The organism is Methylobacterium cerastii (assembly GCF_022179125.1).
Taxonomy (GTDB): domain Bacteria; phylum Pseudomonadota; class Alphaproteobacteria; order Rhizobiales; family Beijerinckiaceae; genus Methylobacterium; species Methylobacterium cerastii.
In genome coordinates, this window is sequence record NZ_BPQG01000036.1 from 41,189 (window position 1) to 59,769 (window position 18,581).

Here is an 18,581-nt window from a genome sequence, read left to right on the forward strand (position 1 = left end):
GCCGTTTCGCGCCCGCGCGTTCTGGAGCGATAGCGATCCCGATCCTTGGCCCCGCGTGAGGGCGCGTTGCCGCCGTCCGCGCCGGGGATGCGGATCGGCCTCTACGGCGGCTCGTTCAACCCGGCCCATGCCGGCCACCTGCATGTCGGCACCATGGCCCTGCGGCGCCTTCGCCTCGATCGGCTGTGGTGGCTCGTCACCCCCGGCAACCCTCTGAAGCGCGGGCGGCCGATCGCGCCGCTGGCCGAGCGCTGCGCGCAGGCTGCCGCCGTCGCACGCGGCGACCCGCGGATCGCGGTGACCGGCTTCGAGGCGGCGATCGGTGCCCGCTTCACCCGCGACACCCTGCGCTGGCTGGCGCGGCGGCGGCCGGGCGTCCGCTTCGTCTGGATCATGGGGGCCGACTCGCTGGCGAGCTTCCACCGGTGGAAGGGCTCCGCCGAGATCATGCGGCTGATGCCGGTGGCTGTGATCGACCGGCCCGGCCATACGCTCAGCGCCCCAAGCGCGCGGGCCGCGCGGCGGTTCTCCGCCGCCCGGATCCCCGAGTCGGACGCCTCCGCCCTACCGGATATGCCCCCCCCGGCCTGGGTCTTCCTGCACGGCCCGCGCTCCCATCTCTCCTCGACGCAGATCCGCGATGCGCGCCGCGGCGGCGGAGAACCTTGAATTACCGGCCGGAACCGGCCAAAGTCCGCGGTTCTACGCACGCGCGCGCCGCCGCTGCCGCTATCCGAGGAATCAGGACGCTGTCCGAGTCGCTCCACACGGGAACCCAGGGTTCCGAGACCGCTGCCCTGGCCAGGGTCGAAGACCTGAGGACGCTCGTGCTCGGGTGTCTCGACGAGATGAAGGCCGAGGAGACGATCGCCATCGATCTCGCCGGCAAGACCTCGATCGCCGACACGATGATCATCGCGTCCGGACGGTCGCAGCGCCATGTCGGCTCGATCGCCGACCACATCACGCAGGAGATGAAGGCCAAGTCCTTCGGCACCGCCCGCGTCGAGGGCATGCCCGCCTGCGACTGGGTGCTGATCGATGCCGGCGACATCCTGGTCCACATCTTCCGGCCTGAGGTGCGCGGCTTCTACAACCTCGAGAAGATGTGGGGGGCCGACCGCCCCTCGGGCCTCTCCGCCGACTGAACGACGACGCCTTGCGCCTCCTCGTCGCCGCGATCGGGCGCCTCAAGACCGGGCCCGAGCGCGACCTGACCGCGCGCTACCGCGAACGCGCGGCGCAGCTCGGGCGCGGCCTCGGCTTCACCGGCTGCGACATCGCCGAGATGGTCGAGAGCCGTGCGCGGCGCGCGCCCGACCGCTGCGCCGAGGAGGCGACCGCTCTGTTGGCTCAGGTGCCCGCCGGCGGCGTCCTCGTCGCCTACGACGAGCGCGGGCGCGCCGACCTGCCGAGCGAGCGCGTGGCCGAGCGCATCCGCGACTGGCGCGACGCTGGGCGGCCCGCCCTCGTGGTCGCCATCGGCGGCGCGGACGGGCTCGACGGCGCGGTCCGGGCGCGGGCCGACCTCACCCTCTCCTTCGGCGCCGCGACCCTGCCTCACGGCATCGTGCGCGTCCTGGCCCTCGAACAGCTCTACCGCGCCCTCACGATCCTGGCGGGGCACCCGTATCATCGCGGTGATCCCGACGGGTGAACGCCTCGCGTGCGCCGCAATGCTGGACGACAGGGGCGGTGATGCACGGAGCCGGCAAACGCACGCCATGAGGCTGGTCACCACGGGCGCTCTCGCCGCCGCACTTGCCGCCGGCCTCGCCGCCATGCCCGCGAGCCGCCTTCGGGCGCAGGATGCTGCCGCGCCGGCCACCGAGGCCGAGCGCATTCAGCGCGCCATCGACGAGCGCGACCGCCGCGCCGACAACCTCAAGCGGGTCCAGGACGCCCTCTCCGCCAGCGTGGGCGCCAAGGCGCAGTTCGAGGCGGAGATCGCGAGCATCGGCGGCGACCGGGCCAAGCTCGACGCGGCGTTGCTCGATGCGGGCCGGCAGTCGCAGGCCACCGAGGACCGCATGAGCCGCCTGGAGGAGCGTCTGAAGACGCTCTCGGGCAGCGAGACGGCCATCCGCCGCTCCCTCGACGCCCGCCGCGGTGTGATCGCCGAGATCCTGGCGGCGCTCCAGCGCATGGGCCGCCGCCCGCCGCCGGCGGTGCTGGTCAACCCCGAGGACGTGCTGGCGGTGATCCGCACCTCGATGCTGCTCGGGGCGATCGTGCCCGAGATGCGGGGCGAGGTGGACACGCTGGCCGCCGACCTCGCCGAGCTCGTGCGCCTGCGCGGGCTGATCGCCGCGGACCGGCAGGGCCTGCGGAACGACCTCGCCGGCTGGGCGCGCGAGCAGCAGCGCCTCGCCGCCCTCGTCGCCGCGCGCAAGGCGCGGCAGGCGGAGGCCGAGGCCGGGCTCGCCGCCGAGCGCGCGCGCGCGGCCGACCTCGCCGGCCAGTCCCGGACCTTGAAGGACCTCCTCGACCGCGTCGAGGGCGAGGTCGCCACCGCCAAGCGCTCCGCCGACGAGGCCAAGGCGGCCGAGCAGCGGGAGGCCAAGGCGACGCAGGACCGCTTCGCCGCCGCCGGCATCCGCGACCCGGCCAAGCTCGCCCCGAAGGTGAAGTTCGTCGATGCGCGGGGCGACGTGCCGCGCCCGGTCAGCGGCCGCATGCTGCGCGGCTTCGGCCAGCCCGACGGCAACGGCGGGATGACGCGCGGCATTTCGCTCGCGACCCGCGCGAAGGCCGTGGTGTCCTCTCCCGCCGACGGGTGGGTGCAGTTCGCGGGGCCGTTCCGGTCGTATGGACGACTCTTGATCATCAACGCCGGCGATGGCTACTATCTTCTCCTAGCCGGCATGGATCAGATCTCTGTCGAGGTCGGTCAGTTCGTCCTCGCGGGCGAGCCGGTCGGTAACATGGGCGAGGGAAGTGCGGTCCAGCCGGTGATGAGCGGCGACGGCAGCGATCCGATCCTGTACGTGGAATTCAAGAAGGACGGCGGCTCCATCGATCCGGAGCCTTGGTGGGCCAAAAGCCCCAGCGAGAAGGTTCGCGGATAATGCGCAAGACGTCCCTCATCATGCTCGGCGCGTTCCTGGGAGCAGGCACGTCGATGGTCGCGACGCAGACCGACTTCCTGTCGGGCCCGCGCGCCGTGGCGGCCTCCGCCGAGACCTACCGCCAGCTCAGCCTCTTCGGCGACGTGTTCGAGAAGGTCCGCACCGACTACGTCGAGAAGCCGGACGAGGCGAAGATGATCGAGGCGGCCGTCAACGGCATGCTGACCTCGCTCGACCCGCATTCGAGCTACATGGACGCCAAGGCGTTCCGCGACATGCAGACCACGACCCGCGGCGAGTTCGGCGGCCTCGGCATCGAGGTCACGATGGAGGACGGCCTGATCAAGGTCGTGACCCCGATCGACGACACCCCGGCCTCCAAGGCAGGTCTGCTCTCGAACGACGTCATCACCCAGATCGACGACGACCAGGTGCAGGGCCTGACCCTCAACCAGGCGGTCGACAAGATGCGCGGCCCGGTGAACTCGCCGGTGAAGCTCAAGATCACCCGCAAGGAGTCGAAGGACCCGATCGAGGTCACGCTCAATCGCGACGTGATCAAGATCAAGCCGGTGCGCTCGCGCGTCGAGGGCACGGACATCGGCTACATCCGCCTGACCCAGTTCAACGAGCAGACCTACGACGGCCTCAAGGCCGCGGTGGACAAGCTCTCGGGCGAGATCGGGCAGGACAAGATCAAGGGCTACGTGATCGACCTGCGCAACAACCCCGGCGGCCTGCTCGACCAGGCGGTGATGGTCTCCGACGCCTTCCTCGACCGCGGCGAGATCGTCTCGACCCGCGGCCGCAACCCGGACGAGACCCAGCGGTTCTCGGCCAAGGCCGGCGACATCACCAAGGGTAAGCCGGTGGTGGTGCTCGTCAACGGCGGCGCGGCCTCGGCCTCCGAGATCGTCGCCGGCGCCCTGCAGGATCACAAGCGCGCGACCATCATGGGCACGCGCTCGTTCGGCAAGGGCTCGGTGCAGTCGATCATCCCGCTCGGCGGCTCGGGCGCCCTGCGCCTCACCACGGCGCGCTACTACACGCCGTCGGGCCGCTCGATCCAGGCCAAGGGCATCGAGCCCGACGTCGAGGTGGTGCAGGACGTGCCCGACGAACTCAAGGGCAAGGACGAGACCAAGGGCGAGGCCGGCCTGAAGGGCCACCTCAAGCAGAAGGACGTCGAGGAGCGCGGCGGTTCCTCGGCCTACATGCCGTCCGACCCGGCCAAGGACAAGCAGATCACCGCCGCCGTCGACTTCCTCCACGGCATCCAGAAGGGTGCCACCAACACCCAGAAGCCGACGATGCCGAACTGATCCTCCTGGATCGGTTGGAACATCAAGCCCCCGTCCGGCACGAGCCGGGCGGGGGTTTTTCGTGGACGGATGCCCCCGGGCCGAGGATCGGAATCCGCTCTCACGAAAAATTAACCATGGCGGCCGGAAATGGAGCCGGGGCACCGCATCGTCGCGTCAGGCGATTCTTCCACGGCGCCGCTTGTCTCGAGGGCCGGTGAGCGACTCGTCCGACGATATCCTGACGCGCCCCCTCGGGGTCGACGTCCCAGCCCCCGGCCCCAGGGCCGGGTTGGCGCGCCTGCGCGCCCGGCTGCAGACCCTCGCCCGGTCGCCGCGGGCGGTCGCGGCAGGCGTCGGCGGCGGCGTGCTCACCCTCCTCGGCCTCGTGCTGCTGCTGGGCGACCCGAAGGCCGGCGAGCCGCGGGTCCAGCTCGCCATCACCGTTCGCGACGTCGTGCCTGTCGCAGGGCGGCCCGCGTCGCCGGACGCGGTGGCGGCCAACGAGTCGGCTCCGGCACCCAAGCTTCAGAGCAGCGCCGTCGAGGTCGAGTCGGCCTCCGGCGTCACCGTCGTGCGGGCCGGCGGCTCGGCCGCACCCGCCGAGGCGGTGGTGATCCGCGTGCCGCAGGCCGACGCACCCAAGCTCGCCCCCGCCCCCGATCCGCGCCTGACCGAGCGCGGGCGCCACGGCACCCTGCCGAAGCTCGGCGAAGGCCGCATCCGCCCCCTCGACGTCTACGCCCGGCCCGAGGAGCCCGGCACCGGTCCGCGCATCGCGATCGTGCTCACCGGCCTCGGCGTCGGCCAGGCGGCCACCGCGAGCGCGATCGTCAAGCTGCCCCCGGCCGTCAGCCTCGCCTTCTCGCCCTACGGCAACGACGCGGAGCGCAGCGCCGCGCGCGCCCGCGCCTTCGGCCACGAGATCCTGCTCCAGGCGCCGATGGAGCCGTTCGACTTCCCCGACAGCGACCCCGGCCCGCAGGGGCTGCTCACCTCCGCCAAGCCCCCCGAGAACGCCGACCGCCTCGCCTGGGCGATGAGCCGGTTCTCGGGCTATGTCGGCGTGACGAACTTCATGGGCGCCAAGTTCATGGCGGATGCGGCCGCGTTCGAGCCGGTGCTGCGCGACATCGCCGCCCGCGGCCTCGGCTTCCTCGACGACGGCACCAACGCCCGCGGCGTCGCCCGGGATCTCCTCGACAAGGCCAAGGTGCCGGCGGCCCGCGCCGAGGTCGTCCTCGACGCCGTGCCGCGGCCGGAGGCGATCGACCGGGAGCTGGCCCGGCTCGAGGCGCAGGCCCGCACCAACGGCTTCGCCCTCGCCTCGGGCAGCGCCCAGCCGATGACGATCGAGCGGATCGCCCGCTGGAGCCGCGAACTCGAGGGCCGCGGCATCCGCCTCGTGCCGGCGAGCGTGGCGCTCCGCGGCGGCAAGGCGATGCGGGTGACGAAGGCGGACTGATCCCGGCGGCGCCGATAACATGTGTCTCGACGTTGCCGCGCCGGTTGGCCCTCCCTATGGTCGCCGCCGATGAAGACCGACAGCCCAACCCGCGATTCCGCCGAAGACCTGCCCTATCGCCCGTGCGTCGGGGTCGCCCTGATCAACCGGGCCGGTCTCGTCTTCGTCGGCCGCCGCAAGCCGGAGGCCGGCCCCGAGCACGTGTCGGGCAACCTCGCCTGGCAGATGCCCCAGGGCGGGATCGACGACGGCGAGGCGCCCCAGGCCGCGGCCCTGCGCGAGCTTCACGAGGAGACCAACGTCGACGCGGCCTCGGTCCGCCTGCTCGCCGAAGCGCCGGACTGGCTGTCCTACGACCTGCCGCCCGAGGTGCGGAAGCAGGCGTGGCGTGGCCGCTACCGCGGGCAGACGCAGCGCTGGTTCGCCTTCGCGTTCCTCGGCGACGACGGCGTGATCGACGTCGAGCATCCCGGCGGGGGCGCCCACAAGGCCGAGTTCGACGCGTGGCGCTGGGTGCCCTTCCCCGAGCTTCCGGGGCTGATCGTGCCGTTCAAGCGCCCGGTCTACGAAGGCGTGGTCGCGGCGTTCGCCCCCTTGAGCACCTGGTCGGCCGGCGCGTGAGCGCGGCGGCGGTGCGATAGGCCGCGCGATGCGCTGGTGGGCGATTCCCCTCGTCGCGGTGCTCGGCTGGTTCGCCTTCACCCTGACGCCGCTCTGGACGCTCTACGACCTCGCCCAGGCGGTGAAGGCGCACGACGTCGGCTACGTCCAGAGCCACGTCAACTTCCGCACGCTGCGCCTGTCGCTGGTCCGCCAGACCACCGCGGCGTTGCGCGCCGCCTCGGACACCGATCCGGGCCTCGAGCCCAAGGACCGCCAGCGCCTGAACGAGGCGGCGGTCGGCGTGGCGATGGCCCTCGCCGAATCGATGGTGACCGCCGAGACCGTGCTCGACCTGCTCGACGACGGCTGGCCGCAGAGCCTCGACATCCAGCGACCGGACGGCGTGAAGCCGGCGGGCCTCCGGCTCGACCGTATCGCGCGGGTGTTCCCGTTCTGGATCGCCTCGGAGATGCGCGGCTTCCGCACGGCGGTGATCGTGATCCCGCCCGACGCGCCGCGGGAGGACCAGCTCCGCGTGCGCCTGCGCCTGCGCGGCTGGACTTGGCGGCTCGTCGACATCGAGGTCGCCGAGGCCCTGCGCGAGCAGATGGCCCAGCGCCTCGGGCGGACGCTGGCCCGCGCCCGCGCCGGCGAGCGGGCGCCCGCTACCCAGCACTGAGGCGTCGGGCCGCCGCACTCAACCGTGAGCGTCGTCCCGCAAGCGGTTGGAGAAGCGGGCGTTTCCCAGGCCGGTGCCGACGGTGAGCACCCCCCAGTGGTCCAGCTCGGTCATGTTCGGAACTTCGCTGAGCCCTTGCACCACCGCATCGTTGTGCATCACCACCGTGGTCTCGTGGCCGCCGATCTCGGGGATCGCCGCCGCGATCTCGCTCGGCAGGTGGAAGCGGCTGCTTTCCCAGTTGCCCGGCAGGTTCTGGCCGCCGCGGGTGATGGTGCCGTCCGCCTCGATCAGCCCGGGACAGCCGACGCCGACGAAGGGGGCGAGCTTGAGCCGCGCCCGCCCGGCGCGCTCGATCAGGCCGCGCAGCATCCGCACGAGCTTGGCCACCGCCTCGTCGCGGCTCGGCTGGGGGGCCTCGTCCCGGTGGCGCCACAGCTGCGAGCGCCAGACCGCCGCCCGCGACAGGTCGGGCGCCTTGCGGCTGTTGGTGACGAGCACCCCGGCGCGGATGTTGCTGCCGCCGATGTCGACGGCGAGCAGGCTGTCGTAGCCGGAGAACATCCACGACGGGGCGAGGTGCGCCGCGCCGATCAGGCCGGCCTCGTCCGGGTGGTTGCGGATCGGCCGCAAGGTGATGTCGACGCCGCCCGCGCGCAGGATCGCCGCGGCGCGGCCGATGGCGAAGCGCCCGGCCTGGCTGTCGCTGAAGCCGCCGCCGACCACGATCGCGCGGGTGTCGCGCCACGCCTTCTGCCGGAGGAACCGCCGCACGACGGTGGCCAGCTCCTGCGCGAAATCCTCGACCGCGCCGAGGACGACGCCGGAGGCGAGCGGGTCGTCCGACAGCATCAGCCGGTCGAGGCGCTTCTTGCCGACGTCGCGGCTCGGCACGTCGCCGAGCGGGTCGTCGCCGACTTGCCGCAGCTTCTCGCGCCAGTCCTCGACGAGGTCCCGGAAGGCGCCCTTGGAGACGCGGTCGCCGATGAAGCCGTCGTCGTTGGCGAGCTCGATGTTGTAGTCGTCCACGTGCACAGAGGGCAGCTCGCCCGCGGCGTGCGCGAGCGTCCGGTGTTCGGCCTTGGCGTCGGTCATCGTGCCTCGAATGGACTGTGTCGTGCGGGCGTCGGCCGGGCGGGAATCAGGCCTTGGGCAGCATCCGGTCGCTGATGATGCGGCGCTGGATCTCGCTGGTGCCCTCGAAGATCGTCGTCAGCCGCGCGTCGCGCCAATACCGCTCGACGCGGCGCTCGGTGGTGTAGCCGTTTCCGCCGTGGAGCTGCATCGCCTGGTTGGTGACGCGCACCGCCATCTCGGTGGCGAGCAGCTTCACCATCGCGGATTCGCTCTCGGCCGCGTCGCCCTGGTCGAGGAGGTGGGCGACCTGGCACCAGAAGGCGCGCGCCTGCGCCACCTCGGCGGCCATGTCGGCAAGCGCGAAGCGCAGCGCCTGGAAGTCGCCGATCGGGTGGCCGAACTGCTCGCGCTCCTGCAGGTAGGCCTGGGTGTCCTCGACCGCCGCGCGCGCGACGCCGACGGCGCGGGCCGCGGTGTGGACGCGGGCGATGTTGAGGCCGCGCTGCACCGAGGCGAAGCCGCCGGAATCCGCATCCGCCCCGCCGTCGCCGTAGAGCCCCGTGAGCCGGTCGCTCTCGGGCACGCGCACGCCGTCGAGTTCGAGCTGGAACGTCAGGAAGCCGTGATAGCCGATCTTGTCGATGACCTGGCCGGTCATGCCCTCGGGGAATTCCCCCGGCGGCTTGACCACGAGGAACGGCTCCAGCCCCGCCGAACGCGATTCGCCGGGCTCGGGATCGCGGGTCCGGGCCAGCACCTCGATGAAGTCGGCCGCGCGCGCGAAGCCCGCCCAGCGCTTGGTGCCGGTCAGGACCCAGTGGTCGCCTTCGCGCACCGCTCGCGTCTGCACGCCGGCGAGGTCCGAGCCGGCGGCCGGCTCGGACAGCGCGATGCCGCCGATCCATTGCCCCCGCGCCGACCGCGCCAGGAGGTCGGCGCGCCGCCCGTCGTCGAGCACCTGCGTGCCGAGCCCCTGCCCCCGCGCCAGGATGCTGCCGACCGAGAGCCACGCCCGCGCGAGCTCCTCGGAGACGAGGCAGTACTCGAACACGCCGAGCCCCATCCCGCCGTGCTCGGCCGGGATCGTCAGGCCGAACCAGCCCTTCTTCGCCATGGCGTCGATCAGCGAGCGCGGCATCTCGGCCTTCTGCGGGTCGAGTTCGTCGGCCAGCGGCATCACCACCTCGCGGGCGAAGGTGCGGGCCTCGGCCTGGAGCGCGACGCGCGCGTCCGTGCGCCAGGGCGACATCAGCTCCGGCGGCTTCGGGGCGTGGCGGTCCGGCTGTCCGGACGAGACGGCGGGGGCGTTGGAAATGTGATCCTCCCGGGCGATCGGTCTGCCGCTGGCCGTTCTTCGGGCGTGGCCGGCTGGCCTGCAGGACCCTGGAGGCAATGCGCCGCCTCCGCAACGCCCTATCGGACCCGTCGGCGCATCTGCCACCCGGCATAACGCTCGCGAGCGTGCTCCAGGGCCGCGGCGAGCGGGAAGAACCGGTCGGGCGAGGCCTCCACGAGCCGGTGCGCGATGGCGCGACGCCCGGTCCAGAACATCTCGGCCAGGCGGTAGTCGGGGGCGGCGCAGGAATCGATCCGGTCGATCGCGCCGTCGCGAAGCGCGGCCTCGGTCAGGCGGTGGACGAGCCGGACGCCCGGGGCGCCCGCGGCCTCCGCCTCGTCGTAGGAGACCTTCAGCACGAACGCCTCCGTGCCGCTGCGCGGCAGGATCGCGGCGGCGAGCGTGCGCCCGTTCCGCCGCAGGCGCACGATCCGGATTCGCCCCTGCGCGCCGAACCCGGCGACCATCCCGCGCATGAACGCGGCCTCCGCCGGGCGCTGGCCGAGCGCCGTCCCCGCACGGCCCTTCCAGCCCGCGGTCTCGAGGGCGACGTAGTCGTCCAGCGCGGCGGCGAGGGCGGCCGGATCGGCGACGGTCTCGAACGCGACGGCGCCGCCGGCCTCCAGGCGCTCGCGCCCCAGGCGCAGCTTGCGCCGGCCCTTGCCGCTGACGTGGTCGAGGTAGCCTGCGCGCCCCGCCGGCTTCAGGCCGGCGAGGTCGAGGGCGCCGCGGGCATGCGCCCAGTAGGCGGCGTCGCGCCGGTTCGTCCGGGCCGCCAGCAACTCGGCGAAGGGGCCGTCCGCGGGGGCGTTCAACAGCAGGAGCCGCGGCGACAGTCCGAGCGCGCGCGGCGCGTCGCACAGCGCTTGGAGCGCACGCGCGGGCTCGGTACCGTCGAGGAGCGGCACGCCGAGCGGGCAGAAACCGTGGGTCCAGCCGACCAGCACCGGCAACGGCACGCCCCAGCGGGTGCGCGAGCTCCGGAACGGCCATAGGGCGAGCCAGCGCGCGCCGGGCTCCTCCGGCGGCCGGTCGGCGACGACGAGCAGCCGGACCCCGTCGCCGAAGGCCCTCGCCGCCGGCAGCGCGTAGTCGGCCTCGTAGAACGGGTTGGGGACGCAGGCGCCCGCGCCGAGCGCGCGCCACGCCGCCGACGCGGGCGAGGCCGGATCGAGCGGGCGCAGGGCGGCGAACAGGCCGCCGGGCACCATCGCCGTCGGCCCCGCGCTCATCCGGCGACGCGGCCGAGGCGGTGGCGGACGACGCCTGCGACGCCGACCACGTCGTAGCGCCACACGGCCGCAAGGAAGCCGAGGGTCAGGACGACGAAGCGCAGGATCTGGATCGGCGCGCCCTCCCCGCCCGGGAGCCAGGACAACGCCGTCGGGACCAGCCCCGTCGCGAGCGCGATCGCAGCGATGCCGGCGACGTCGGCCAGCGGCAGCGGCATCGCCGGCAGGCCGGACCCGCGCCGGTTCGCCCCGAGGACGAACACGAGGCAGGCCGCCGCCTGCCCAGCCGCGAAGGCGATCGCCGCCCCGGCGACCCCGAGATGCGGGATCAGCGCCAGCGAGAGCACAGTCACCGTCGCCAGCGTCGCGATGGAGGCGACGGCTTCGAGCCGGCTCGAGTCGGTGAAGTAGATGATCTGCCCGAAGTAGTAGGCGCGGAACATCATCAGGACGCTGGCCAGGATCAGCACCGGCGCCAGCGAGCGCGCCTGGTCGCGGTAATCCGGCCCGAGCAGGATCGAGACGACGATCCCGTCGAAGTTGAGGTAGAACGCGGCCCCGAAGGCCGCGACCACCGCCATGGCGCGGGCGGCGTCGCACAGCACCGCGGTTGCCGCCGCCATCCCCCCGGCGCGCGCCTCGCGCTTGGCGATCGAGATCAGCGACAGGGCGAGCGCCTCGCCGAACACGACGAAGCTCTGCTTGAGGAAGTCGGCGATCGCGCCGTAGGCGCCGAGATGCTCCGGCCCGATGGTCTTCACGATGATCAGCCGGTCGACCACCTGGGCCAAGGCCGCGATGCCGAAGGACAGAACCAGCGGCCAGCCGTAGGCGATGAGGCGCAAGGCTTCCGCACGGCTGCCGCGCCCCGGCATCAGCGGCACGACGGTGGCCGCCGCCGGGATCGACGACAGCGCGTAGGCGGCGGCCACAGCCAGCGAAAGGTGCACGGCGTCGCCCGAGACCGTCAGCACCGCGCCGCCGAGGCCGAGCATGAGGATTCCGCGCAGGATCACCGACATCGCCACCGCGACGGCCTTAAGCCGGGTGCGCGCGATCTCGGTGGCGCCCTCGAACAGGGTGGTGCCGAAGGCGAGCGCGACGATGGCTGCGGCGATGCGTGGGGAAACGATGTGAAGCGCCACCGCGAGCGCGCTGCCCACCGCCGCCAGCGTCAGCGTGCACAGGAGGATGCGCAGGACGGTGCCGACCTGCGCCCCCTCGCTCGCCTCGTCGTAGAGGGCGAAGAACGCGAATTTCGGCCACTGGCAGGTGGCGCCGTAGAGCACCAGCGACCACGACAGGATGTAAAGGTAGGTGCCGTAGCTCTCCGGCGGCGCGAGCCGCGTGAACACCGCGACCGAACCGAGGTTGATCGCCGCCGCGAAGCCGCGGGAGCCGACGTAGATCGCCGTGTGGTGCGTGATCATCCGCAGGTGCCGTGCAGGCGCGCTGCGCCGCGATCCCGGGATGGGGCTAATCCGCTCCATCGCGGGACGACTCGGGACGGTGTGCGGGGTCGCATGGGCGGACGCTGCACCGGTCGTGCCGTGGCGTCCATCCCGCATCGCCGCGACGGTCGACCGGCCGTTGACTTCGCAACTGCGAAGGCGCATAGCCAACGGGCAGCGTCAGCGGCCGACAGATGGGTCCGCTTGAGAGGGCTGCGTGACGGATACGAGGGACGGCGCGGATCGCGCCTCTCCGAATGTCCGGCCCCTCTCTTCATAACGTGCATGCACCCGGGCCGCCCCATCACGCGGGCTGCCTCCTGCTCTACGGATCGCACCTCAACGGTACTTCGCGGCGCCGCTCGACTTGAGCCGGTCCCGTATCCGCGATCCGGCTGCCTGAGAAGTCATACCTTGACCCAGTTCACTGATTTCGGCCTCGCCCAGCCCGTGCTGAAGGCGCTCGAAGAGGCCGGCTACCACACCCCCACCCCGATCCAGTCGCAGGCGATCCGCCCGGCGATGGAAGGCCGCGACCTCTGCGGCATCGCCCAGACGGGCACCGGCAAGACCGCCGCCTTCGCGCTGCCGATCCTGCACCGCCTCAGCCTCGAGAAGCGCCATGCGCCGCGTCGCGGCTGCCGCGTGCTGGTGCTTTCGCCGACCCGCGAGCTCGCCAACCAGATCGCCGAGAGCTTCTCCGACTACGGGAAGCACCTGCCGCTGACCAACACCGTCGTGTTCGGCGGCGTCACCATCGGCCGCCAGGAGCGGGCGCTGGCGCCGGGCGTCGACATCCTCGTCGCCACCCCGGGCCGGCTGATCGACCTCGTCGATCGCCGCTCGCTGACGCTGGAGGGCGTCGAGATCCTCGTCCTCGACGAGGCCGACCAGATGCTCGACCTCGGCTTCATCCACGCGCTCAAGCGCATCGTGAAGATGCTGCCGGCCAAGCGCCAGAGCCTTTTCTTCTCGGCCACCATGCCGAAGAACATCGCCGGCCTCGCCGACCAGTACCTGCGCGACCCGGTCCAGGTCGCCGTCACGCCGGTGGCCACCACCGCCGAGCGCGTCGAGCAGCAGGTGATCTTCGCCCATACCGGCGCCAAGCAGGCGCTGCTCGCCCACATCCTGCGCGATCCCAAGATCGAGCGCGTACTGGTCTTCACCCGGACCAAGCACGGCGCCGACCGCGTCGTGCGCGGCCTCGACAAGGTCGGCATCGCAGCCTCCGCCATCCACGGCAACAAGTCCCAGCCGCAGCGCGAGCGCGCGCTGGCCGCCTTCAAGGACGGGCAGTGCCGGGTTCTGGTGGCGACCGACATCGCCGCCCGCGGCATCGACGTCGAGGCGGTGAGCCACGTCGTCAACTTCGACCTGCCGAACGTGCCCGAGAGCTACGTCCACCGCATCGGCCGCACCGCGCGCGCCGGCGCCGACGGGCTCGCGATCTCGTTCTGCAACGACGAGGAGAAGGCGTACCTGCGCGACATCGAGCGCATCACCCGCCAGCGCATCCCCGTCGGCGCCTTCCCCGAGGGCTTCACCCCGCCCACGCGCCAGGAGGCGGCCGAGATCGCCCAGGCCGAGGAGCGCCGGCCCGACACCCGCGGCCAGCGCCCCGGCGGCGGCCGCCCGGGCCAGCGCCCCGGCGCCCGTCCGGGCCAGGGTCGCCCGTTCGGCGGCAACCGCGGGGCCGAGCCCGGCCGCGGTCCGGGCCGTCCCGACGGCGCCCGCCAACCCGACACCCGCAACGCCCGCCCGCAGGGCGAGCGCCCGAGCAACGGCCCGCGCCCCGAGCGCGCCGCCGGCGACCGTCCGCGCCAGCCCACCGGCAACCGCCCGCGCGGCGGCGGCGGTGGCAACGGCGGCAACGAGGGCCGCGCCATCGGCTGGCTCGACCGCAGCCCGCGCTCCTGAGGCGTCCCGCTTCTTCGCGACCAACTGAAGAAGGCCGCCCCGGAACTCCGGGGCGGCCTTCTTCGTCTCGGCGCCGGCACGCGTCGCCTCCGGCTGCACGGGAGCATTGCCGGGCACGACGTCGCGCCCCATCTCGACGGCATCGAGATAGGAGCAGCCCCGATGCGATTCGAACTCTACCGCGATGCGCCGGGCCATTGGCGCTGGCGCCTGCGGGCCCAGAACGGCAACGTCGTCGCCGATTCGGGCGAGGGCTACGTCCGCCGCGAGGATTGCGAACACGGTATCGCGCTGGTGCGCCAGAGCGGCACCGTACCGGTCGTCGACATGACGACGCAGATCGCCTGATCCCGGCGGAAACGCCGCGGCGGCGACGAAACGCTTTCCGCAGTTCGTGCGTTCTAGCGGCTCGGGCTCCATCCGCGCTCGTCCGTCTCCCGTCCTTGAAAGAATTGAGATCGCCATGAGGAAATTCCTGCTGGCCGCCCTGCTGGTGCTGGGCTTCGCCGCCGCCGCCCCGCAGGGTGCATCCGCCGCCCCGGTCGGTCCCGGCCTTGCGCTCCAGACCGAGGCCGCCCCGGCCGTTGCCGAGAAGGCGCAATACTTCTACCGCCGCCGCTTCGGGCCGCGCCCGTTCTACCGTCGTCCGTATTACGGCCGCCGCTTCTACGGCCCGCGTCCGTTCTACCGCCGCCCGTATTACGGCCGCCGCTTCTACGGCCCGCGTCGCCGCTTCTTCTACTGATCGCAAGATCATTCCGTACCGAAGTCCAGAACCCGGCGGCCCATGGGGCCGCCGGGTTTTTTGTCGTCTATGGAAGCGGGCTGCGTCGGCCGTCGATCTGGTGTAGGCTCGCCGCTTCGGGACGGCCGGCATCAGATCGGTCCGCCCGGGAGGAACGCCCCATGGACGATATCGCCACGCGCGAGGTGGTCGCGCGCGACCTCTGGCAATCGATTCCGCTGGAATGCGTCGTCTGCGCCGTCGCCGTCTTTCTGGCGGCCGGCCTGAAACTCTCCGGCCTGATGCCCTGACCCCTTTCGACGCCGCCGCGTTCGCGCATAATCGGCGCCGCGCCTAGCGCCAAGGACGAGGATCGCATGGACCGGGACAGCGCCGAGGAACCGAAGGGCGACCTGACGGTCCGCACCATCGCAATGCCGGCCGACACCAACGCCAACGGCGACATCTTCGGCGGCTGGGTGCTGTCGCAGATGGACCAGGCCGGCGGTATCGCCGGCGTCGACCGGGCCGAAGGCCGCGTCGTCACCGTCGCGCTCGACGCGATGACCTTCATCCGCCCGGTGCGGATCGGCGACGTGCTCTGCGTCTACACCCGCATCGGGCATGTCGGACGGACCTCGATGAAGATCGAGGTCGAGGCCTGGGCCCGGCGGTTCCGGACGCAGCTTCGCGAGAAGGTGACTTCGGCGACCTTCACTTTCGTGGCCATCGACGACGAGGGCCGGCCGAGGGCGATCCCCAAGGCCGCGCCCGCGCCTGAGGCGGTGCTCACGGACGCGTGATCGACGGGTTCCGTTACAGCCCGGTTCCGGCTAAGAATCAGCCGAGCGGATCCCGGAGGGGGCGGGAGGACGCGTGAGCAGGCTCAAGGAGCCCCGCCGTTGCCCGATCCGTCGAAGCACGCCGCCGACCCCACCCGGCGATCCGACAACCTGACCTGGCAGACGCTCCAGCCCCACGAGACGCGCTGGCGCAGCCTGAACCAGCGCCCGGCCATCGCCTGGTTCACCGGGCTGTCGGGCGCGGGCAAGTCGAGCATCGCCAACGCTGTCGATCGGGCGCTCACCGAGGCGGGCCGGCACGCGATGGTGCTGGACGGCGACAACCTGCGCCACGGTCTCAACCGCGACCTCGGCTTCACCGCGTCGGATCGCGTCGAGAACATCCGGCGGGCGGCCGAGACCGCGCGGCTGATGGCCGAGGCGGGGCTGGTGGTGATCGTCTCGCTGATCTCGCCCTTCCGCGCCGAGCGCGAGACGGCGCGGCAGATCGCCGGCGACATCCCGTTCCTGGAGGTCTTCATCGACACGTCGCTGGCGGTCTGCGAGGCCCGCGACCCGAAGGGGTTGTACGACCGGGCGCGTACCGGCGCGATCCCGAATTTCACCGGGATCTCCGCGCCTTACGAGGCGCCGCTCGCCCCCGACTTGACCCTGGCCACCGATGGCTTGAGCGTCGCGGCCTCGGCGGAGCCCCTGATCGCGGAGCTGATGCGGCTCAGCGCCGCCTGACCTCCCGCGCGGGACGCCTCACTCCGCGGCGAACAATCCCCATCCGGCCCCCGCTTCGGATTGCTCCGGTGGCGCGGCCTCCGCCACGTCCGCCTTCGGGTCGCCCGGCGCCGTTTCGCAGCCGAGTGCCGGCAGGGCGACGATGCGGTTCTTCGAGAAATCCACGCGGCAGACGATGGCGTTGCGGCTCTCCATGTAGCCGAGCAGGCGCCGGGCGCGGCCGGGCGAGCGGCTGCCGATGGCCCGGGCCAGCGCCGCATCGCCCGGGCACGGCTCGCCCGCGAGCGCCGCCCGCGCCAGCAGCAGGAACAGGCCCTGGACCTCCTCCGGCATGCCGGCGGCGGCGTCCTGCGCCTGGGTCCAGCGCGCGTCTCCGTCCGTCGCGGCGGGCGCCGCCGCGTCGATTCCGGCCCGCGCCACGCTCAGAGACCGGCGGAACGCCTGGAGGCCGACGCGCTCGCCGTCGAGCCCGCGCATCCGGCAGCGGACAAGGAAGTCCTGGTAGACCACGGCGACGGATTGGCGCCCGGCCTCGGGCTCTGCGACGAGCCCGCGCAGGATCGCGTCGCAGCCGGCGCGGTTCTCGGCCTCGTCGAGGACAGGCGGGGCGGTCGCCGGCTCGGGCCGGTGGGCGGCCAGCTCGCGCATCAGGTCGGCGGGGCTGACGCGGGGCGTGGCCGGCGCGCGCGAGGCCCGCGTCGGGTAGGCGAAGCCGGCCTCGGCCGGCGCCAGGATCTGGGCGCGCAGGTCCGCATCCGCCGCCTGGGGCAGCGGGATCAAGGTTGGCGAGGCCGCCCGCGACGAGGTGGTCACCGGTCCGATCCGAAGCGCGAGCGGCCGGCGGCTGAGGGCAGGCCCGAGCGCCACGAACTCGCCCCGCGCCAGGTCGCGGAAGCGCTCGGCGCCGCGCCGGTCGAGGCCGAGGAGGTCGGCGGCGCGCGCCATGTCGATGTCGAGGAAGGTGCGGCCCATCAGGAAGTTGGTGGCCTCGGCCGCGACGTTCTTGGCGAGTTTGGCCAGGCGCTGCGTCGCGATGATGCCGGCCAAGCCCCGCTTGCGCCCGCGGCACATCAGGTTGGTCATCGCGCCGAGCGCGATCTTGCGCGCCTCGTCGGAGACGTCGCCGGCGGCCGCCGGCGCGAAGATCTGCGCCTCGTCGACGACGACGAGGCAGGGGTACCAATGCGCCCGCTCGGCCTCGAACAGCCCGCCGAGGAAGGCGGCGGCCGCGCGCATCTGCGCCTCCATGTCGAGGCTCTCGAGGTCGAGCACCACCGACACGCGGTGGGCGCGCACGCGGGCTGCGATCGCCTGCAAGTCGCCTTCGCCGTGGCTTCCGTCGACGACGAGGTGGCCGTGCGCCTCGGCGAGGGTGACGAAGTCGCCCTCGGGGTCGATCACCACCTGCTGCACATGGCCGGCGCTCTGCTCCAGCAGGCGGCGCAGCAGGTGCGACTTGCCCGAGCCGGAATTACCCTGGACCAGCAGGCGGGTGGCGAGGAGCTCCTCCAGGTCGAGGCGGGCCGGCTGGCCGATGCCCTGCCCGTCGAGCCCGAGCCCCATCTCGATGCCGAACGCCATCGCCGCTCCGGTTGCTCGCCACGGGAAATTCCGAAGGCCCCCACTAACACGCGAGCGCATCCCTGGATGCGGCGGAGACGCCGCGCATCCACAGGCGTGGGGTCGCGGCCACAGGGTCAGAGCGGCTTGCGGTAGACCACGAAGCCCGACCGGTCGCCGACCTGATCGTAGAGCCGCATCGCCGTCGCGTTGGTCTCGTGGGTCTGCCAGTAGACCCGCGGCGAGCCGGCGCGGCGGGCGTCCGCGTAGACGGCCTCGATCAACGCACGTCCGGCCCCGCTTCCGCGCGCCTCCTCCGTCGTGAACAGGTCCTGCAGGTAGCAGAACGGCGCGATGGCCGTGGTGGTGCGGTGATAGAGGTAGTGCGTCAGGCCGATCAGCCGTCCGGCGCGCTCGGCGACCAGGGCGTGCATCGGCTCGTCGGCGTCGAAGAATCTGTCCCAGTTGGCCTGCGTCACCGCGGGCGGGATCGCCGCCGGGCCGACGCGCTCGTAGAACAGGTTGTAGCCTTCCCAGAGCGGCAGCCACTGCGCGTGGTCGGCGCGGGCGACGGGGCGGATGACGAAATCCTGCGGCATGAGGCCGATCCTGCACCCGCCCGCCTCCCCGCTC

General features: G+C 72.7%; 20 protein-coding genes. 14 read left to right on the forward strand and 6 right to left on the reverse strand.

What is annotated here, in order from left to right; translation table 11 throughout:
* The first annotated feature begins 45 nt into the window (after window positions 1-45).
* From MFF13_RS12555 to MFF13_RS12590, 8 genes are all read left to right on the forward strand, one after another.
* Window positions 46-669 (forward strand): nicotinate-nucleotide adenylyltransferase, encoded by a 624-nt coding sequence (locus tag MFF13_RS12555; RefSeq protein WP_281406733.1) that lies wholly within the window; start codon window positions 46-48, stop codon window positions 667-669.
* Window positions 670-797: 128 nt separating this feature from the next.
* Window positions 798-1,148, forward strand: coding sequence for a ribosome silencing factor (gene rsfS / locus MFF13_RS12560; protein WP_147753630.1), 351 nt, complete (start codon window positions 798-800; stop codon window positions 1,146-1,148).
* An 11-nt stretch (window positions 1,149-1,159) separates the two neighbouring features.
* Window positions 1,160-1,657 carry a 23S rRNA (pseudouridine(1915)-N(3))-methyltransferase RlmH gene (gene rlmH / locus MFF13_RS12565; RefSeq protein ID WP_147830212.1) on the forward strand — a complete coding sequence of 166 codons (498 nt, stop codon included), beginning with the start codon at window positions 1,160-1,162 and terminating at the stop codon, window positions 1,655-1,657.
* Between the two features lie 67 nt (window positions 1,658-1,724).
* A complete protein-coding gene (locus MFF13_RS12570) occupies window positions 1,725-3,068 on the forward strand; it encodes a murein hydrolase activator EnvC family protein (protein WP_147830210.1) in 1,344 nt (447 codons plus the stop codon).
* Entirely contained in the window at window positions 3,068-4,390 is a 1,323-nt protein-coding gene (locus MFF13_RS12575; protein ID WP_147754234.1) for a S41 family peptidase, read from the forward strand. Before MFF13_RS12570 ends, MFF13_RS12575 begins: the two co-directional genes overlap by 1 nt.
* Before the next feature lie 196 nt (window positions 4,391-4,586).
* The gene (locus MFF13_RS12580) at window positions 4,587-5,834 is read left to right on the forward strand and encodes a divergent polysaccharide deacetylase family protein (protein WP_147830208.1); all 1,248 of its coding nucleotides are present in this window, start codon (window positions 4,587-4,589) and stop codon (window positions 5,832-5,834) included.
* A gap of 69 nt (window positions 5,835-5,903) precedes the next feature.
* Window positions 5,904-6,455 carry an RNA pyrophosphohydrolase gene (locus MFF13_RS12585; protein ID WP_147754232.1) on the forward strand — a complete coding sequence of 184 codons (552 nt, stop codon included), beginning with the start codon at window positions 5,904-5,906 and terminating at the stop codon, window positions 6,453-6,455.
* Between the two features lie 28 nt (window positions 6,456-6,483).
* Window positions 6,484-7,116 (forward strand): DUF2939 domain-containing protein, encoded by a 633-nt coding sequence (locus tag MFF13_RS12590; RefSeq protein ID WP_147830206.1) that lies wholly within the window; start codon window positions 6,484-6,486, stop codon window positions 7,114-7,116.
* A gap of 18 nt (window positions 7,117-7,134) precedes the next feature.
* Here MFF13_RS12590 and MFF13_RS12595 read toward each other — a convergent pair whose 3' ends face one another.
* The 4 genes from MFF13_RS12595 to MFF13_RS12610 form a co-directional block, all read right to left on the reverse strand.
* On the reverse strand, window positions 7,135-8,211 hold the full coding sequence (locus MFF13_RS12595) for an ROK family protein (RefSeq protein WP_147754230.1): 1,077 nt from the start codon (window positions 8,209-8,211) through the stop codon (window positions 7,135-7,137).
* A 46-nt stretch (window positions 8,212-8,257) separates the two neighbouring features.
* Window positions 8,258-9,442, reverse strand: coding sequence for an acyl-CoA dehydrogenase family protein (locus MFF13_RS12600; RefSeq protein WP_147830204.1), 1,185 nt, complete (start codon window positions 9,440-9,442; stop codon window positions 8,258-8,260).
* A gap of 164 nt (window positions 9,443-9,606) precedes the next feature.
* A complete protein-coding gene (locus tag MFF13_RS12605; protein ID WP_238272274.1) occupies window positions 9,607-10,761 on the reverse strand; it encodes a GNAT family N-acetyltransferase in 1,155 nt (384 codons plus the stop codon).
* Entirely contained in the window at window positions 10,758-12,191 is a 1,434-nt protein-coding gene (locus tag MFF13_RS12610; RefSeq protein ID WP_147830200.1) for a lipopolysaccharide biosynthesis protein, read from the reverse strand. Before MFF13_RS12610 ends, MFF13_RS12605 begins: the two co-directional genes overlap by 4 nt.
* Window positions 12,192-12,626: 435 nt before the next feature.
* On the opposite strand from MFF13_RS12610, the gene MFF13_RS12615 reads away from it, so the two are divergent.
* The 6 genes from MFF13_RS12615 (at window position 12,627) to cysC (ending at window position 16,388) form a co-directional block, all read left to right on the forward strand.
* On the forward strand, window positions 12,627-14,132 hold the full coding sequence (locus MFF13_RS12615) for a DEAD/DEAH box helicase (RefSeq protein WP_147830198.1): 1,506 nt from the start codon (window positions 12,627-12,629) through the stop codon (window positions 14,130-14,132).
* A gap of 162 nt (window positions 14,133-14,294) precedes the next feature.
* Window positions 14,295-14,480 carry a YegP family protein gene (locus tag MFF13_RS12620; RefSeq protein WP_147754714.1) on the forward strand — a complete coding sequence of 62 codons (186 nt, stop codon included), beginning with the start codon at window positions 14,295-14,297 and terminating at the stop codon, window positions 14,478-14,480.
* 115 nt (window positions 14,481-14,595) lie between these two features.
* Entirely contained in the window at window positions 14,596-14,877 is a 282-nt protein-coding gene (locus MFF13_RS12625; RefSeq protein ID WP_147729335.1) for a hypothetical protein, read from the forward strand.
* A 161-nt stretch (window positions 14,878-15,038) separates the two neighbouring features.
* Window positions 15,039-15,167: a hypothetical protein gene (locus MFF13_RS26395; protein ID WP_281406758.1), complete on the forward strand. Its 129-nt coding sequence runs from the start codon at window positions 15,039-15,041 to the stop codon at window positions 15,165-15,167.
* Window positions 15,168-15,233: 66 nt separating this feature from the next.
* Entirely contained in the window at window positions 15,234-15,659 is a 426-nt protein-coding gene (locus MFF13_RS12630) for an acyl-CoA thioesterase (protein ID WP_147754715.1), read from the forward strand.
* Between the two features lie 99 nt (window positions 15,660-15,758).
* Window positions 15,759-16,388 (forward strand): adenylyl-sulfate kinase, encoded by a 630-nt coding sequence (cysC, locus tag MFF13_RS12635; RefSeq protein WP_147830196.1) that lies wholly within the window; start codon window positions 15,759-15,761, stop codon window positions 16,386-16,388.
* Window positions 16,389-16,406: 18 nt separating this feature from the next.
* Here cysC and MFF13_RS12640 read toward each other — a convergent pair whose 3' ends face one another.
* Both MFF13_RS12640 and MFF13_RS12645 read right to left on the reverse strand, forming a co-directional pair.
* Complete coding sequence (locus MFF13_RS12640; protein WP_147765130.1) at window positions 16,407-17,969, reverse strand: ATP-binding protein; 1,563 nt, start codon at window positions 17,967-17,969, stop codon at window positions 16,407-16,409.
* A gap of 116 nt (window positions 17,970-18,085) precedes the next feature.
* Window positions 18,086-18,547, reverse strand: coding sequence for a GNAT family N-acetyltransferase (locus MFF13_RS12645; protein WP_147752025.1), 462 nt, complete (start codon window positions 18,545-18,547; stop codon window positions 18,086-18,088).
* Between the last annotated feature and the right edge of the window lie 34 nt (window positions 18,548-18,581).

Excerpts from the sequence above, each read along its gene's own strand:
- MFF13_RS12575 (WP_147754234.1), top strand. The coding sequence starts at position 3,068 with ATGCGCAAGACGTCCCTCATCATGCTCGGCGCGTTCCTGGGAGCAGGC.
- MFF13_RS12570 (WP_147830210.1), top strand. The coding sequence starts at position 1,725 with ATGAGGCTGGTCACCACGGGCGCTCTCGCCGCCGCACTTGCCGCCGGC.
- MFF13_RS12590 (WP_147830206.1), top strand. The coding sequence starts at position 6,484 with ATGCGCTGGTGGGCGATTCCCCTCGTCGCGGTGCTCGGCTGGTTCGCC.
- MFF13_RS12585 (WP_147754232.1), top strand. The coding sequence starts at position 5,904 with ATGAAGACCGACAGCCCAACCCGCGATTCCGCCGAAGACCTGCCCTAT.
- MFF13_RS12600 (WP_147830204.1), bottom strand. The coding sequence starts at position 9,442 with ATGTCGCCCTGGCGCACGGACGCGCGCGTCGCGCTCCAGGCCGAGGCC.
- MFF13_RS12630 (WP_147754715.1), top strand. The coding sequence starts at position 15,234 with ATGGACCGGGACAGCGCCGAGGAACCGAAGGGCGACCTGACGGTCCGC.
- MFF13_RS12595 (WP_147754230.1), bottom strand. The coding sequence starts at position 8,211 with ATGACCGACGCCAAGGCCGAACACCGGACGCTCGCGCACGCCGCGGGC.
- MFF13_RS12640 (WP_147765130.1), bottom strand. The coding sequence starts at position 17,969 with ATGGCGTTCGGCATCGAGATGGGGCTCGGGCTCGACGGGCAGGGCATC.
- MFF13_RS12610 (WP_147830200.1), bottom strand. The coding sequence starts at position 12,191 with ATGATCACGCACCACACGGCGATCTACGTCGGCTCCCGCGGCTTCGCG.
- MFF13_RS12645 (WP_147752025.1), bottom strand. The coding sequence starts at position 18,547 with ATGCCGCAGGATTTCGTCATCCGCCCCGTCGCCCGCGCCGACCACGCG.
- MFF13_RS12620 (WP_147754714.1), top strand. The coding sequence starts at position 14,295 with ATGCGATTCGAACTCTACCGCGATGCGCCGGGCCATTGGCGCTGGCGC.
- MFF13_RS26395 (WP_281406758.1), top strand. The coding sequence starts at position 15,039 with ATGGACGATATCGCCACGCGCGAGGTGGTCGCGCGCGACCTCTGGCAA.
- MFF13_RS12625 (WP_147729335.1), top strand. The coding sequence starts at position 14,596 with ATGAGGAAATTCCTGCTGGCCGCCCTGCTGGTGCTGGGCTTCGCCGCC.
- MFF13_RS12605 (WP_238272274.1), bottom strand. The coding sequence starts at position 10,761 with ATGAGCGCGGGGCCGACGGCGATGGTGCCCGGCGGCCTGTTCGCCGCC.